We start from the raw sequence: 15,165 nt of genomic DNA, 5'->3' as shown, positions 1-15,165 counted from the left end.
GGTCAGCCGAGGAGGTGTGCGGCCAGGAGGTCACCCAGTGACTCCTCGTGCGCCGCAGCCGGGCCGAGGGAGAGCTCGATCTGCTTCGCCCAGGCGTGGAAGCGGTGCAGCGGGTAGTCGGTGTCGGCGCCGAAGCCGCCGTGCAGATGCTGTGCCGTCTGCACGACCCGACGGACACCGTCCGATGCCCAGATCTTCGCCACGGCGATGTCGCCCTCGGGGGGCAGCGCGCTGTCGGCCCCGGTGGAGATCCGCCAGGCTGCTTGCCAGAGCGTTACTTCCATGGCCCGCAGGTCGATGTAACGGTCCGCGGCCTGCACGGCGACGGACTGGAAGGTCGCGACCGGAAAGCCGAACTGCTCGCGTTTGCCGGTGTATTCGCTCGTCATGGCGAGCACTGCCTCGCCCAGGCCGAGCGCGAGCGCGCACGTCCCGGTGGTGAGCAGGGCGCGCAGCCACTCCCAGGCCCCGGCGGTGTCGATCAACGAGCGGCTGTTGATCCTTACCGAATCCAGCCGGACCTCGGCGAACAGCTCACCGCTGGTGGAGACCTGTTCTGCCAGGGTGACGCCTTCGTCGGCGGGCCGGATCAGGGCGAGAACGGCCCGGCCATCCCCCGTGTGGGCGGGAACCGCGATCCAGTCCGCGGCCTGCGCCCAGGGCACCCCTGACTGCACCCCGTCGAGTACCCAGCCCGCGGCGCCACCAGAGGCATCGCCGGTCGCAGCGCCAAGAATTTCGTCGGGAGCCTCGTCAGGCCCCTTGCCGGATACCTCACCGGGCCGGTCGCTCCGCGTGGGGACGTCGCGGTGCGCAGTGACGGCGAGCTCGGCCGGGTCGTGGCCGGAGCGGCCATTGGCCCCGACGGTGAGGACCAACTCGCCGCGGCCGACGAGGGGAAGCAACTCGGCAGCCAGCCCCGGGTCGCCATAGCGCTGGAGCGCCATCGCGACCGTGCACGTCTCCAGCAACGGCACCCGCGCAAGCACCTTGGCGGACTCGCGCAGCACCAAACAGAGCGCGACGAGATCGAGCCCCGCCCCGCCGTGCTCCGGCGACAGCGTCAGGCCCAGCAGGTCGCCTGTGGCGAGCCTGGCCCACAGGGTCCGGTCGATGTCCTCGGCCACCGCGCCCGGCACGAGAGCCGGGCTGGGAACCCCGTCGGGCGCTACGCCCGAGAGGACCGCCCTCGCCGCCTCTGTGGCTGCCTGCTGTTCCTCGGTGAAGGTGAAGTCCACTGCCCTGGCCTCCCGCGAACCGCTGCTCCTGTAACCGGACCTGACGGAGCGTCAAGATAGAACAGGTTCTATGAGAAGGGAACAGGAGGAGGCCGGGAGGAGATGTGGAGGCGGGTGACATGGGGTGTGGCCGGTGGTGGCCGGTCGGCGGTCAGCGGTCGAAGTCCAGTTCCACTTCTGGAGTGGCCGGATGCGACTGGCACGCCAGCACATAGCCCGCGCCCGTCTCTTCGGGTTCCAGCGCGAAGTTGCGGTCCATTCGCACTTCGCCCGAGACCAGGAACGCCCGGCAGGTTCCGCACACGCCGCCCTTGCAGGCGTACGGAGCGTCGGAGCGGCTGCGCAGTACGGTCTCCAGCAGTGATTCGCCGTCCTCTACCGGCCAGGTGCCGGAGCGGCCGTCCAGGGTCGCGGTGAGTCTGCTGTGAGCCGGCGTTTCGGCCCGGGGGCGGGCCGGCGCGTTCGGGCCGTCGTCCACGTGGAAGATCTCCTGGTGGATACGGGGCCGGTCGACGCCCAGGCCGTGCAGCGCGCCTTCGGCCGCCTGTACCAGTCCGAACGGCCCGCACAGATACCAGCCGTCCACGTCCGCCACCGGAAGCAGCGCGGGCAGCAGTTCGGTGAGCCGCTCGCGGTCCAGCCGGCCGGATGGAAGGCCTGCCTGCTGCTCTTCCCGGGAGAGCGCCGTGACCAGCTGAAACCGGTCCGGGTAGCGGTCCTTGAGGTCGGCGGTCTCGTCCAGGAACATCGTCGAGACCGCCGTCCGGTCGCTGCGGATCAGACAGAAACTGGCGTCGGGCTCACGTGCCAGCAGTGTCGCCGCGATCGACAGCACCGGGGTGATCCCGCTGCCCCCGACGATTGCCGCGAAATGTCCGGCGCGGGGCGTGAGTACGAAGCGCCCCATCGGGGCCATCGCCTCGACCAGATCACCGACGGCGAGTTCTTTCAGCGCGTAAGTGGAGAACGCGCCGCCGTCGACGAGCCGAATGCCCACCCGCAGCACCGGATCGGCCGGTTCCGCGGTGGCCGGGGAGCAGATCGAGTACGAGCGGCGGATCTCTTCGCCATCGACGGTGTAGCGCACATTGAGGTGCTGACCGGCTTGGTGACGGAAGGTCTCGCGCAACTCGGGCGGTACGGCGAGGGTGACGGCCACCGAATCGTCCGTGAGCCGTTCGATCGCGCGGACCCGGAGCGGATGGAACATCTACAACTCCTTGAAGTGGTCGAACGGTTCGCGACAGGTCACACACCGGCGCAGCGCCTTGCAGGCGGTGGAGGAGAACCTGCTCAGCAGCTCCGTATCGGTCGAGCCGCAGTGCGGGCAGCGCACCGAGAGCGTGAGCGGCACCGGGCTGCCTGCGGGAGCCGTGGCGTCGTGCGGGCGCGGGGGTGCGATGCCGAACTCGGCCAGCTTGCGCCGCCCTTCCGCGCTGATGTCGTCCGTCGACCAGGCCGGCGAGAGCACGGTGACCACGGAAACCTCCGGTATGCCGTGGTCATGCAGCACCCGCTCGATGTCGGAGCACATGGCCTCGATCGCCGGGCAGCCGGTGTAGGTCGGGGTGAGACGCACGGTGACCTTGCCGGGCGCGAGTACGTCCACACCCCTGAGCACTCCGAGCTCGTCCAGGGTCAGTACGGGCAGTTCGGGATCGGGCACAGAGCCTGCGAGCCGGTACAGCTCCTCCTTCAGGAGGGTCTCGGTCACCATGTTGCCCCCGGGTGGCTGCGATGCAGATGCTGCATCTCCGCGATCATCCGGCCGAATGGTTCGGTGTGGATGCCCTGGCGGCCCGCGCCCGCCGTCCACGCTCCGGACTGCGGCCCGGTCGGAACGGTCAGCGTGGACTTCTCCAGCACCGCGGTGACGGTCTCCAGCCAGCCGTTGTGCAGCGACTGCCAGTCGATCTCCACACCCTCGACGGGCTGGAACAACTCTCCGGTGAAACGCCACAGGGCATCCACCGCGCGCTGCATCCGCCCATGGCTCTCGTCCGTGCCGTCGCCGAGCCGCAGTGTCCAGTGCTCCGCGTGGTCCTGGTGGTACGCGACCTCCTTGACCGCCTTCGCCGCCAGCCCGGCGAACCGGCTCTCGCCGGCCGCCAGCTGTTCGTACAGAGGGCGCTGGTAGGCGGAGAAGTAGAGCTGGCGGGCGATGGTGTGGGCGAAGTCGCCGTTCGGCTGCTCGACCAGCTGGACGTTGCGGAATGCGCGTTCCTCGCGCAGGTACGCCAGCTCGTCCTCGTCCCCGGCGAGGGAGAGCAGCACCCGGGCCTGTCCCAGCAGGTCCAGGGCGATGTTGGCCAGGGCCACTTCCTCTTCCAGTACGGGGGCGTGGCCGGCCCACTCCCCCAGGCGGTGCGAAAGCACCAGCGCGTCGTCGCCCAGGGCGAGGGCCGCGGTCACAGGTGCTTCACCCCCTCCGGGATCTCGTAGAACGTCGGGTGCCGGTACGGCTTGTCACCGGCCGGCTCGAAGAAGGAGTCCTTCTCGTCCGGCGAGGAGGCCGTGACCTGTGCGGACGGGACCACCCATATGGAGACGCCCTCGGAGCGGCGTGTGTACAGATCGCGCGCGTTGCGCAGGGCCATTTCCGCGTCCGGGGCGTGCAGGCTCCCCGCGTGGGTGTGGGACAGCCCGCGGCGTGAACGCACGAACACCTCCCACAGCGGCCAATCGGTCGAGCTGCTCATGCTGTCGCCTCCTCGTTCCGTACCGCGTTCCGTACTCCTGTGTGCTTCTCCGCGTACGCGAGTGCCGCGTCCCGGACCCAGGAGCCCTCCTCGTGCGCCCGCCGGCGCTGGGTGAGGCGCTGCTCGTTGCACGGGCCGTTGCCCTTGAGGACTTCCTGGAACTCCTTCCAGTCGATCTCCCCGAAGTCGTGATGTCCACGCTCCTCGTTCCACCGGAGATCCGGGTCCGGAAGGGTGAGCCCCAGCGCTGCGGCCTGGGGAACGCAGATGTCCACGAAGCGCTGCCGCAGCTCGTCGTTGGAGTGCCGCTTGATCTTCCAGGTCATCGACTGCGCCGAGTGGGCCGATGCGTCGTCCGGCGGGCCGAACATCATCAGGGACGGCCACCACCAGCGGTTCACCGCGTCCTGAGCCATCTCGTGCTGCGCCGGGGTGCCGCGGCTGAGGGTGAGCAGCAGCTCGTACCCCTGGCGCTGGTGGAAGGACTCCTCCTTGCAGATGCGGACCATCGCCCGGGCGTACGGGCCGTAGGAGCAGCGGCAGAGCGGCACCTGGTTGGTGATCGCGGCGCCGTCCACGAGCCAGCCGATCGCGCCGACGTCCGCCCAGGTCAGCGTCGGGTAATTAAAGATCGATGAATATCTCTGGCGGCCCGCGTGGAGCTTGTCGAGCAACTCCTCACGGCCGGTGCCGAGGGTCTCCGCGGCGCTGTACAGATAGAGCCCGTGCCCGGCCTCGTCCTGCACCTTGGCCATCAGGATCGCCTTGCGGCGCAGTGAGGGCGCTCGCGAGATCCAGTTGGCCTCCGGCTGCATGCCGATGATTTCGGAGTGGGCGTGCTGGGCCATTTGCCTGACCAGCGAGGCGCGGTACGCGTCCGGCATCCAGTCGCGCGGCTCGATGCGCTCGTCTGCCGCCACCGCGGCGTCGAAGGCCGCCTCCAGGGCATCGTCGGCCCCTGCAGGCCTGCCAATTCCTGCCTGCGCCGCTTGGTCCGCAGTCACTGCCGTCATCCCGGACTCCCTACCGACCGACCGATCGTTCGGTTCATTGCCTTCAATGGTGAGTCGGCGGCCCGTAGGGTGTCAACCCTGTGGATAACTGGCCGGGGGTCGACGGGGATCGGGGCGGGATGGATTCGTACGACGACAGGGGTGTCGGAGGCGGGAACGGGAGCGCCGGACCAGGGCCGGGGCAGAGCGAGGACACGCCGTCCGGCACCGGTCAGGAGCCGGGTTCAGGTCTCCGTGGCGGCATAGCTGCCCTGTCCCTTCCGTACCAGATCGTTGCCGCGATCGCGCTGTCCGTCATCGGGCTGTTCGCATGCGGCCAACTGGCCATGGTGTTTCTTCATGTCGCCCCCTCCAACACGCTGACCAAGCAGCACGGCCAGGCGGTCGACGACTGGATCTATCCAGAGTTCGAACAGAACTGGAAGCTCTTCGCTCCGAACCCGCTCCAGCAGAACGTGGCCGTTCACGTACGCGCCGAGACAGCCGGCGCCAGCGGCCGCCGCACCACCCCCTGGATAAGCCTTTCCGCTGAGGACGGCAAGGCGATACGCGGCAATCTTCTTCCCAGCCACATCCATCAGAACGAGCTGCGCCGCAGCTGGGACTTCTACGTCGGTTCCCACGACAACGAGAACCGGGCGAACGGCCTGCGCGGTGAGCTCTCCGAGCGCTACATCCGCCGCATCGCGATGCGGCGCCTCGGTGAGCACGACTACGGCGGCACCGTAGAGCGCATCCAGATCCGTTCCGAGGTGCGGTCCATCGCGGCGCCCGGCTGGAGCGAGGAACGGATCAGTACGAAGCCGTCCTACCGGGTGCTGCCGTGGTGGACCGTAACCGACGCAGACCTCTCCGAGAGCGACAAGGGAGCGGACAAGTGATTACGTCCACTTTCGATCGCAAGCTCGCCCGTGGCATCCAGCGCATCACCTCCTCGGCCCTCGGCCCGTACCAGAGTGCCGTCATCCGGATCGGTTTCTCCACCACCTACCTGCTGTTCCTGCTGCGCGAACTGCCGCACCGCCACGAGATGTACGGCCCCGACGCCCCATGGCGCTGGGACATGGCGCAGCAGCTCATATCCGGCAATCGAGCCTTCACCACGCTCATGTGGTCGGACAGCACGGTCTGGTTCGAGGCCGTGTACGCGGTGGCTCTGCTCTCCGCCGTGCTGCTCATGGTCGGCTGGCACACCCGCGCCACATCGGTCCTCTTCATGGTCGGTGTGCTCTCCCTGCAGAACCGCAGCATCTTTCTGGGCGACGGTGGCGACAACGTCATCCACCTGATGGCGATCTATCTCGTGCTGACGCGTTGCGGGCAGGTCTGGTCGTTGGATGCCCGGCGTGCTGCTCGTGCGGGGCGGGCGGGTCGTGTGGGCCGCGCTCCGGGCCCGCCGGCTGGTGCAGATGTGGATGCGGACGTCGAAGGTCATCGGCGTTCGGTGCGGGGGGATGTGGCCGGTCCGGTTCTCTGGGTGGTGCTCGGCCTGGTTTTGACGGTGACCACCGTGACAGACGGTCTCGGCGGTACCTCGTGGCTGCCGGTGCTCTTCTGGCTCCTCTGGGTCGGCCACGGCGCCTGGTGGGTCGTGAATCGTCGCGCACCGGAGAGCGAAGCGCGCACCCTGCTCGACGTCATCGCCAACCTCGCCCACAACGCGACCCTCGTCGTGATCGCGGCCGAGGTCTGTGTGATCTACGCGACGGCAGGGTGGTACAAGATCCAGGGTTCGCGGTGGCAGGACGGCACGGCGCTGTACTACCCGCTAAAACTCGATTACTTCACACCGTGGCCCGGACTGTCGGACATCCTCGCGTCCAGCGGTGTGATGGTGATGCTGCTGACGTACGGCACGGTCATTGTTCAGGTCGCCTTCCCCTTCACCCTGTTCAACCGGCGGGTCAAGAATGTGCTGCTCGTCGCCATGATGTGCGAGCACGCCGGCATCGCGTTGCTGCTCGGACTGCCCTTTTTCTCGATGGCGATGATCGCCGCCGACTCCGTCTTCCTGCCGACCGTCTTCCTGGTGTGGTTCGGCGGCCGCGTGACTCTCGGGCGGGAGCTGCTGTTCTCGCGCATGGGCAAGGTGCCGGGGCAGCGGCGTGCCGCAGATGACGAGGAGGCCCCGCAGCACAGCGACGACGGGGGCCATACGCTCGTCGGGTGAGTAGTGAGAGCGGCAGCAGCATCGGCGGCATTGGTGGCACCGGCAGTACCGGCGGCAAATCGCTGATCGAGGAGTCCCCGGGGCTTGAATCGCCCGGCGCGTCCGTACCGGCCGGAGAACCTGGTACGGCCGCGGAACCGATGCAGTACGACGACGGGTTCGGAATGGAGATCGGCGTCGGGCCGCACCCGCTGCCCTGGCCCGTGGACGAGCGGTACGACCCCGAGCTGCTCGCTCACGGCGACCGGCGCAACGTGGGTGACGCCTACCGGTACTGGACGCGGGAAGCGATCGTCGCCGATCTTGATCTGCGGCGGCACGACTTCCACGTGGCGGTCGAGAACTGGGGCCACGACTTCAATATCGGCTCCGTGGTGCGTACCGCGAACGCTTTCCTCGCCAAGGAGATCCACATCGTGGGGCGGCGGCGCTGGAACCGGCGCGGCGCGATGGTCACCGACCGTTACCAGCATGTACGGCACCACCCCGACACGGAGTCGCTGACCGCGTGGGCGGCGGCGGAGGGTCTGCCGATCATCGGGATCGACAACCTGCCGGGCGCGGTGCCGCTGGAGCGGACCGAGTTGCCGCGGCGGTGTGTGCTGCTCTTCGGGCAGGAGGGGCCCGGACTGACGGAAGAGGCCCGCAAGCACGCGGCGATGGTGTGCTCCATCGCGCAGTTCGGGTCGACGCGGTCGATCAACGCGGGGGCCGCGGCTGCGATTGCCATGCATGCGTGGGTGCAGCGGTATGCGGATATTCCGGGGTAGGTGTGGGCCGGGTGGCGGTGCCTGTGGGTGCCTGGGGCGGGCCGGCCCTGCCCGCCCCTTCTCCCGGCCCCTTTCCGCGACCGGGACTCCGCCCCCCGAACCCCCGCTCCTCAAACGCCGGAGGGCTGGAAAGAAGCCCGCGGCGGGGGTGAACGATTCCGTGAGGGACGGGAGAACAGGAGAGCGAGGCGGGGTTATGCCTGGCGGCGGACTTCCACTGTGCGGAAGCGGTTTGCTACGAACGCTCCGTCGCACAGGGCCGCATTCGCTGCCGGGTTGCCGCCCGAGCCGTGGAAGTCGGAGAACGCCGCAGTCTGGTTGACGTACACCCCGCCGGTCAGGTTCAGGGAGAGCTGGGCCGACTCGTCCAGGCAGACGTCCTCCACCGCGCGCTCCACCTCCGGTGAGGTGGTGTACGCGCCGACCGTCATCGCGCCCTTGTCGCGGATCGTGCGGCGGAGCAGCTCCACGGCGTCGGCTGTCGAGTCGACCGCTACGGCGAAGGAGACCGGTCCGAAGCACTCCGACAAGAAGTGGTCCTCGTCGTCCGGCTTGGTGCCGTCCAGTTTGACGACGACGGGAGTGCGGACCACGGCATCGGGGAATTCCGGATTGGCCACCTCGCGCGAGGGCAGGGCGACTTCACCCAGTTCCGCCGCCGCCTCCAGGCGGGCCTTCACATCGGGGTTGACCAGGGCGCCGAGCAGTGCGCTCGCCCGGGCGTCGTCGCCCAGCAGCCCGTTCACCGCGGCGGCGATGTCGTCGACGACTTCGTCGTACGACTTGTTGCCGTCGTCGGTCGTGATGCCGGCGCGGGGGATCAGCAGATTCTGCGGAGTGGTGCACATCTGACCGCTGTACAGGGAGAGGGAGAACGCCAGGTTGGCAAGCATTCCTCGGTAGTTGTCCGTGGAATCGAGGACGATGCTGTTGACGCCGGCCTTCTCCGTGTACACCTGGGCCTGGCGGGCGTTGGTCTCCAGCCAGTCGCCGAAGGCGGTGGATCCGGTGTAGTCGATGATCTTGATCTCCGGGCGCATCGCGAGAGACTTCGCGATTCCCTCGCCCGGCCGTTCGGCGGCCAGAGCGATCAGGTTGGCGTCGAAGCCCGCCTCGACGAGCACCTCGCGCGCCAGCTGCACCGTGAGCGCGAGCGGAAGCACGGCGCGCGGGTGCGGCTTGACCAGGACGGGATTGCCGGTGGCCAAGGAGGCGAAGAGGCCCGGATAGCCGTTCCACGTGGGGAACGTGTTGCAGCCGATCAGGAGCGAGACGCCGCGCGGCGCCGCGGTGAACGACTTGTGCAGCTGGAGCGGGTCGCGTTTGCCCTGCGGCTTGGACCAGTCGGCGCTCAGCGGGGTGCGGATCTGCTCCGCGTACGCGTACGCCACGGCTTCCAGGCCGCGGTCCTGCGCGTGCGGGCCGCCCGCCTGGAACGCCATCATGAAGGCCTGGCCGCTGGTGTGCATCACGGCGTGGCCGAACTCATGGGTCCTGGCGCTGATCCGCGCGAGGATCTCCAGACAGACCAGGGCCCTGGTCTCGGGGCCCGCCGCACGCCAGGCGGCCATGCCCGTACGCATCGCCGGCAGCAGGACATCCAGGTCGGCGTGCGGATATTCGACGCCGAGCTCCGGCCCGTACGGGGAGATCTCTCCGCCCGTCCAGCCGTCGGTGCCCGGCTGGCCGAGGTCGAGCCGGGTGTGCAGCACGGCGTCGAACGCGGCCTTGCCCTCGGCGGCACTCAGGCTGCCGGGGGCGCCGCCCTCGCCGTATGCCTTCGGATGCTCGGGATGCGGAGACCAGTAGGCGCGCGTGCGGATCGCGTCGAGGGCTTGGTCGAGCGTGGGGCGGTGCTTCTCGGACAACAGGTGCGGGGAGAGCTCGGCGGCCATGACGGACCAACTCCTCATCGAGCTGGGCAGGGACGGGCGGACAGAGTTAGAGTAACCGAACGATCGGTCGGGACAAGGGGGCCCGCCAAACCTGTGGACAACTCGTAGGGGAGGATCGCGGACATGACCACGGCCAAGCGGGACACGTACACCCCGGAGACTCTGCTCACCGTCGCTGTCCGTGTTTTCAACGAGCGCGGCTACGACGGCACGTCCATGGAGCATCTCTCCCGGGCCGCCGGCATCTCCAAGTCGTCCATCTATCACCATGTCGCGGGCAAGGAGGAGCTGCTCCGCCGTGCGGTGAGCCGGGCGCTGGACGGGCTCTTCGGCATTCTCGACGAGGCGGGGGCGACGCAGGGGCGGGCGATCGAGCGGGTCGAGTACGTCACCCGTCGCACCGTCGATGTGCTGATAGCCGAACTGCCCTATGTCACGCTGCTGCTGCGCGTGCGGGGCAACACGAAGACCGAGCGCTGGGCCATGGAGCGGCGACGCGAGTTCGACCACCGGGTGACCGATCTGCTCAGAGCGGCGGTCGCGGATGGCGATCTCCGCTCCGACGTGGACATACGGCTGGTGACGCGGCTGCTCTTCGGGATGGTCAACTCGCTGGTGGAGTGGTACCGGCCGCAGCCGGACGGTGGCGTCGATGGTGAGCGGCTGGCGGACATGCTCGTCCTGGTGGCCTTCGAGGGGATGCGGTCCAGTCGTTGAGCGGATCACCGCTGAGCTGAAACGTTGACGAGCGGGCAGGCCTGGGCGACTGCGCCTTCGGTGTGACCGCTGCCTCGGGTGGTGTGAACGGGAGGTTCCGTCTCGGTCCGGAGTCCGTATTCCATCCCGCTTCGTCTTCCGTCCGCTTCGTTCCATTACGTGAGCTCGGGGGGCCTGGCCGGGCCCGTGGCCAGGTCAGTCTCCTCGAACACCAGGAGTGTGCGGGTGGAGAGCACCTCCGGGATGGCCTGGATCCTGGTCAGGACCAGTTCGCGCAGCGACCGGTTGTCCGGGGTGTGCACCAGCAGTAGGACATCGAAGTCGCCGCTGACGAGTGCGATGTGAGTGGCCCCGGGCAGTGCCTGGAGCTGCTCGCGCACGGTGCGCCAGGAATTTTGGACGATCTTGAGCGTGATGTACGCGGAGGCGCCCTGTCCTGCCCGCTCATGGTTCACGCGCGCGCTGAAACCGCGGATCACACCGTCGTCGATGAGCCGGTTGATCCGGGCGTACGCGTTGGCGCGTGAGACATGGACGCGGTCTGCCACCGACCGTATCGAGGCGCGGCCGTCCGTCTGGAGCAACCGCAGGATGTCGCGGTCGACGGCGTCCAGCGGGCGCGCGGGCGGAACCTGGCCGGGTTCCTCGCCCCCGTCGGCCATTTGTTCAGCTGACATGTGCCCGCGCCTCCCTGTCCTGGACGACCTGCCCCTATCCCAGGCTGTGGAGAACCGTTTGTCCACAGGCTGAAGGCGCCTGTAGCCAAAATGCGCTCGCGACCGAACAATCGGTAGGTGAGGCACGGCATATCCGCGCCTCGGACAGCGCTCGACATTTCGATGTATTTCGACACCCCTCGGCATCGGACGATCCCCCGATGCCGACAGACGCCGCTCGAAACCCCTCGATGCCAGGAGGTGCTTGTCATGACGGTCCAAGAGCTGCCCGGCGCGGCCGCTTACCGGCCCACGCCGCCCCCGGCCTGGAAGCCGCTCACCGATCCCGCGCCGCTGCTCCCGGACCCCGAGCCGTATCGCGTGCTCGGTACGGACGCCGTGGCCGATGCCGACCCCGCGTTGCTGCTGCGGCTCTACGCGGAGCTGGTGCGCGGACGCCGGTACAACGCACAGGCCACCGCTCTCACCAAGCAGGGCCGGCTCGCTGTCTACCCGTCGAGCACGGGGCAGGAGGCCTGCGAGGTAGCGGCCGCACTGGTGCTGGAGGAGCGGGACTGGCTGTTTCCCAGCTACCGCGACACGCTGGCGGCCGTGGCGCGCGGCCTCGACCCGGTCGAGGCACTGACGCTGCTGCGCGGTGACCGGCACACCGGTTACGACCCGCGCGAACACCGCATTGCCCCGCTCTGCACCCCGCTCGCCACTCAGCTGCCGCACGCCGTGGGCCTGGCACACGCGGCGCGGCTCAAGGGTGACGACGTGGTGGCACTGGCCATGGTCGGTGACGGCGGGACCAGCGAGGGCGATTTCCACGAGGCGCTGAATTTCGCGGCCGTCTGGCGGGCCCCGGTCGTCTTCCTCGTGCAGAACAACGGTTTCGCGATCTCCGTGCCGCTGGCGAAGCAGACCGCGGCTCCGTCCCTGGCACACAAGGCCGTGGGGTACGGGATGCCGGGTCGGCTGGTGGACGGCAATGACGCGGCCGCCGTGCACCAAGTTCTCGGTGAGGCGGTGGCACGGGCCCGGAGCGGTGCCGGGCCGACGCTCGTCGAAGCGGTGACGTACCGCATGGAAGCCCATACGAACGCCGACGATGCCACGCGTTACCGCGTCGACAGCGAAGTGGAGGCGTGGCGTGCACACGATCCGATCAAGCTTCTGGAGCGGGAGCTGACCGGACGGGGACTGCTCGGCGACGACGGGATCGAGGACACGCGTGCGGACGCGGAGAGGATGGCGGCAGCTCTGCGCGAGCGGATGAACGCCGATCCGGAGCTTGAACCGATGGACCTCTTCACCCATGTCTACGAGGAGCAGACCACTCAACTGCGGGAGCAGGCGTCCCGCTTGCGTGTCGAGCTGGAGGCCGAGCAGGACCAGCACGGCCACAACGACCTGGAGGGCGGGCGATGACCACCGCAGCGGCGCCGGCCGGAGAGCGGACGGCGAAGGCCAAGCCGGCAACCATGGCGCAGGCGCTCGGGCGAGCGCTGCGCGATTCGATGGCCGAGGATCCGACGGTGCACGTCCTCGGCGAGGATGTCGGCACGCTCGGTGGGGTTTTCCGGATCACCGACGGTCTGGCGAAGGAGTTCGGCGAGGACCGTTGCACGGACACCCCGCTGGCCGAGGCGGGCATCCTCGGCGCGGCCGTCGGTATGGCGATGTACGGGCTGCGGCCGGTGGTGGAGATGCAGTTCGACGCCTTCGCCTATCCGGCGTTCGAGCAGCTCATCAGCCATGTCGCCAAGATGCGGAACCGGACGGCCGGCGCCATGCCGTTGCCGATCACGGTCCGGGTGCCGTACGGCGGCGGGATCGGCGGGGTCGAGCACCACAGCGACTCCTCGGAGGCGTACTACATGGCGACGCCCGGTCTCCACGTCGTCACGCCCGCCACGGTCGAGGACGCGTACGGGCTGCTGAGGGCCTCGATCGCCTCCGACGATCCGGTGGTCTTCCTGGAGCCGAAGCGGCTCTACTGGTCGAAGGCGGACTGGTCGCCCGAGGCGCCGGTGGCCGTGGAACCGATCGGACGGGCAGTCGTCCGCCGGACCGGGCGCAGCGCGACGCTGATCACGTACGGGCCGTCATTGCCGGTCTGCATGGAGGCCGCGGAGGCGGCCGTGGCAGAGGGCTGGGATCTCGAAGTCGTCGACCTGCGCTCATTGGTTCCGTTCGACGACGAGACTGTCGCCGCCTCCGTGCGGCGTACGGGGCGTGCGGTCATCGTCCATGAGTCCTCCGGTTTCGGCGGCCCGGGCGGCGAGATAGCGGCCCGGGTCACCGAGCGCTGCTTCCACCATCTGGAGGCGCCGGTGCTGCGGGTCACCGGATTCGACATTCCGTATCCGCCGCCGATGCAGGAACGGCACCATCTGCCGGGTGTGGACCGGGTGCTCGACGCAGTCGCCCGCTTGCAGTGGGAGGCGGAGAGCTGATGCCACAGGTACTCGAATTCAAGCTGCCGGACCTCGGCGAAGGGCTGACCGAGGCGGAGATCGTGCGCTGGCTGGTGGAGGTCGGCGATGTCGTCGCCATCGACCAGCCGGTCGTCGAGGTCGAGACGGCCAAGGCGATGGTGGAGGTGCCGTGCCCCTATGGGGGCGTGGTGACCGCACGGTTCGGCGAGGAGGGCGTGGAACTTCCGGTCGGGGCACCGCTGTTGACGGTGGCTGTGGGGTCCGAGGGGGGCCTGGGGGCTGCGGGATTGGTGGGTTCGGGGGCAGGGGCGGTGGTGTCGGCCGTGAGGCCCGGGGCCGGTTCGGGCGGGGCGGGTTCCGGTTCCGATTCCGGGGCCGGAGATGGGGCCGGAGGCGGGGCCGGTGAGGTGGAGTCGTCCGGCAATGTGTTGGTCGGGTACGGGACAGGTGCGCCCGTGGCACGCCGTCGACGGGTCCGGCCCGAGGCGGTGGTGGCGCATGCTGCCGCGTACATGACGGCTGCGCCCGCGGCATCTGCTTCTGTTCCCGCTCCGGATGCGGTGAAGGGGCCGGTGGCCGTTGTCTCCCCGCTGGTGCGGAAACTGGCGCGGCAGCATGACCTCGATCTGCGGCAGCTGGTGGGCTCCGGGCCGGACGGGTTGATCACGCGTGCCGATGTCGAGTCCGCGATCAGGGCGCAGGCAGAGGGGGCGGCGGCCCCTTCGGCGGACGCGGTCCCGGTGCCCGTGTCGGCACGGGTGCCCGAGCCGGGACAAGGGCCGTTTTCGGTGTCGACGTCGCTGCCTCCGGCACGGCCGTCGGCGTCGCAGAGGGCCACGGGTCAGGCCGTGGAGCGCATTCCGCTGCGCGGCGTACGGGGCGCGGTCGCCGACAAGCTGGCGCGCAGTCGGCGAGAGATCCCCGATGCGACGTGCTGGGTCGACGCCGATGCCACCGAGCTGATGGCAGCCAGATCCGCGATGAACAGCGCCGGCGGTCCGGCGGCCGGGCCCAAGGTGTCGGTGCTCGCCCTGCTGGCGCGTATCTGCACCGCGGCGCTGGCCCGGTTCCCCGAGCTCAACGCCACGGTGGATCAGGAAGCGCGGGAGATAGTGCGGCTGCCGGAGGTCCATCTCGGGTTCGCGGCGCAGACCGAGCGGGGCCTCGTCGTCCCCGTCGTGCGGGATGCGCAGGCCCGGAACGCGGAGTCGATCGGGGCCGAGATCGTCCGGCTGACCGAGGCGGCCCGGGCGGGGAGGCTGACCCCGGCAGAGCTGACCGGTGGCACGTTCACGCTGAACAACTACGGCGTGTTCGGGGTCGACGGTTCCACCCCGATCATCAACCACCCGGAGGCGGCGATGCTGGGAGTCGGCCGGATCGTGCCCAAGCCATGGGTGCACGAAGGTGAGCTGGCCGTACGCCAGGTTGTCCAGCTCTCGCTGACCTTCGACCACCGGGTCTGTGACGGCGGTACGGCGGGCGGATTCCTGCGCTACGTGGCCGACTGCGTGGAACAACCGGCGGTGCTCCTGCGCACGTTGTAGGCGGATTCGGCTGCGG

The 15,165-nt window shown here is 69.1% G+C and carries 15 protein-coding genes; 7 read left to right on the top strand and 8 right to left on the bottom strand.

Annotated elements, in window-relative coordinates:
- Positions 1 to 2: 2 nt before the first annotated feature.
- The 6 genes from OG306_RS18840 to paaA all read right to left on the bottom strand — a co-directional run bounded on the left by OG306_RS18840 (position 3) and on the right by paaA (position 4,950).
- A complete protein-coding gene (locus tag OG306_RS18840) occupies positions 3 to 1,238 on the bottom strand; it encodes an acyl-CoA dehydrogenase family protein (protein ID WP_266747277.1) in 1,236 nt (411 codons plus the stop codon).
- Positions 1,239 to 1,389: 151 nt separating this feature from the next.
- Positions 1,390 to 2,448 carry a 2Fe-2S iron-sulfur cluster-binding protein gene (locus OG306_RS18835; protein WP_266747276.1) on the bottom strand — a complete coding sequence of 353 codons (1,059 nt, stop codon included), beginning with the start codon at positions 2,446 to 2,448 and terminating at the stop codon, positions 1,390 to 1,392.
- Positions 2,449 to 2,955 carry a 1,2-phenylacetyl-CoA epoxidase subunit PaaD gene (paaD, locus tag OG306_RS18830; protein ID WP_266747275.1) on the bottom strand — a complete coding sequence of 169 codons (507 nt, stop codon included), beginning with the start codon at positions 2,953 to 2,955 and terminating at the stop codon, positions 2,449 to 2,451.
- Positions 2,949 to 3,650 (bottom strand): 1,2-phenylacetyl-CoA epoxidase subunit PaaC, encoded by a 702-nt coding sequence (paaC, locus tag OG306_RS18825; RefSeq protein ID WP_266747274.1) that lies wholly within the window; start codon positions 3,648 to 3,650, stop codon positions 2,949 to 2,951. Before paaC ends, paaD begins: the two co-directional genes overlap by 7 nt.
- Entirely contained in the window at positions 3,647 to 3,937 is a 291-nt protein-coding gene (gene paaB, locus OG306_RS18820) for a 1,2-phenylacetyl-CoA epoxidase subunit PaaB (RefSeq protein WP_266747273.1), read from the bottom strand. The genes paaC and paaB overlap by 4 nt, the downstream gene beginning before the upstream one ends.
- On the bottom strand, positions 3,934 to 4,950 hold the full coding sequence (gene paaA, locus OG306_RS18815) for a 1,2-phenylacetyl-CoA epoxidase subunit PaaA (RefSeq protein ID WP_266747272.1): 1,017 nt from the start codon (positions 4,948 to 4,950) through the stop codon (positions 3,934 to 3,936). The genes paaB and paaA overlap by 4 nt, the downstream gene beginning before the upstream one ends.
- Before the next feature lie 119 nt (positions 4,951 to 5,069).
- On the opposite strand from paaA, the gene OG306_RS18810 reads away from it, so the two are divergent.
- The 3 genes from OG306_RS18810 to OG306_RS18800 all read left to right on the top strand — a co-directional run bounded on the left by OG306_RS18810 (position 5,070) and on the right by OG306_RS18800 (position 7,890).
- Complete coding sequence (locus OG306_RS18810) at positions 5,070 to 5,831, top strand: DUF5819 family protein (RefSeq protein WP_266747271.1); 762 nt, start codon at positions 5,070 to 5,072, stop codon at positions 5,829 to 5,831.
- Positions 5,828 to 7,120 carry an HTTM domain-containing protein gene (locus tag OG306_RS18805; RefSeq protein WP_266747270.1) on the top strand — a complete coding sequence of 431 codons (1,293 nt, stop codon included), beginning with the start codon at positions 5,828 to 5,830 and terminating at the stop codon, positions 7,118 to 7,120. The genes OG306_RS18810 and OG306_RS18805 overlap by 4 nt, the downstream gene beginning before the upstream one ends.
- 140 nt (positions 7,121 to 7,260) lie before the next feature.
- Positions 7,261 to 7,890: a TrmH family RNA methyltransferase gene (locus OG306_RS18800; RefSeq protein ID WP_266752296.1), complete on the top strand. Its 630-nt coding sequence runs from the start codon at positions 7,261 to 7,263 to the stop codon at positions 7,888 to 7,890.
- Positions 7,891 to 8,084: 194 nt separating this feature from the next.
- Here OG306_RS18800 and paaN read toward each other — a convergent pair whose 3' ends face one another.
- Positions 8,085 to 9,785: a phenylacetic acid degradation protein PaaN gene (paaN, locus tag OG306_RS18795; RefSeq protein WP_266747269.1), complete on the bottom strand. Its 1,701-nt coding sequence runs from the start codon at positions 9,783 to 9,785 to the stop codon at positions 8,085 to 8,087.
- 123 nt (positions 9,786 to 9,908) lie between these two features.
- Here paaN and OG306_RS18790 point away from each other — a divergent pair, with 123 nt between their 5' ends.
- Positions 9,909 to 10,502 (top strand): TetR/AcrR family transcriptional regulator, encoded by a 594-nt coding sequence (locus OG306_RS18790; RefSeq protein ID WP_266747268.1) that lies wholly within the window; start codon positions 9,909 to 9,911, stop codon positions 10,500 to 10,502.
- Positions 10,503 to 10,657: 155 nt separating this feature from the next.
- Here the strand turns inward: OG306_RS18790 and OG306_RS18785 are convergent, their stop codons facing one another.
- The gene (locus tag OG306_RS18785; RefSeq protein ID WP_266752295.1) at positions 10,658 to 11,164 is read right to left on the bottom strand and encodes an Lrp/AsnC family transcriptional regulator; all 507 of its coding nucleotides are present in this window, start codon (positions 11,162 to 11,164) and stop codon (positions 10,658 to 10,660) included.
- A gap of 264 nt (positions 11,165 to 11,428) precedes the next feature.
- Between OG306_RS18785 and pdhA the strand changes: the two genes are divergently transcribed.
- From pdhA to OG306_RS18770, 3 genes are read left to right on the top strand one after another with little or no spacing between them, the layout of a single operon-like run.
- On the top strand, positions 11,429 to 12,592 hold the full coding sequence (gene pdhA / locus OG306_RS18780; protein WP_266747267.1) for a pyruvate dehydrogenase (acetyl-transferring) E1 component subunit alpha: 1,164 nt from the start codon (positions 11,429 to 11,431) through the stop codon (positions 12,590 to 12,592).
- Positions 12,589 to 13,620 carry an alpha-ketoacid dehydrogenase subunit beta gene (locus OG306_RS18775; RefSeq protein WP_266747266.1) on the top strand — a complete coding sequence of 344 codons (1,032 nt, stop codon included), beginning with the start codon at positions 12,589 to 12,591 and terminating at the stop codon, positions 13,618 to 13,620. The genes pdhA and OG306_RS18775 overlap by 4 nt, the downstream gene beginning before the upstream one ends.
- Entirely contained in the window at positions 13,620 to 15,149 is a 1,530-nt protein-coding gene (locus tag OG306_RS18770; RefSeq protein WP_266747265.1) for a dihydrolipoamide acetyltransferase family protein, read from the top strand. Before OG306_RS18775 ends, OG306_RS18770 begins: the two co-directional genes overlap by 1 nt.
- The last annotated feature ends 16 nt before the right edge of the window (positions 15,150 to 15,165 follow it).

Source organism: Streptomyces sp. NBC_01241, assembly GCF_041435435.1.
Taxonomy (GTDB): domain Bacteria; phylum Actinomycetota; class Actinomycetes; order Streptomycetales; family Streptomycetaceae; genus Streptomyces.
Note: the sequence above shows the minus strand (reverse complement) of the source record. Positions and strands in the feature narration are given on the sequence as shown.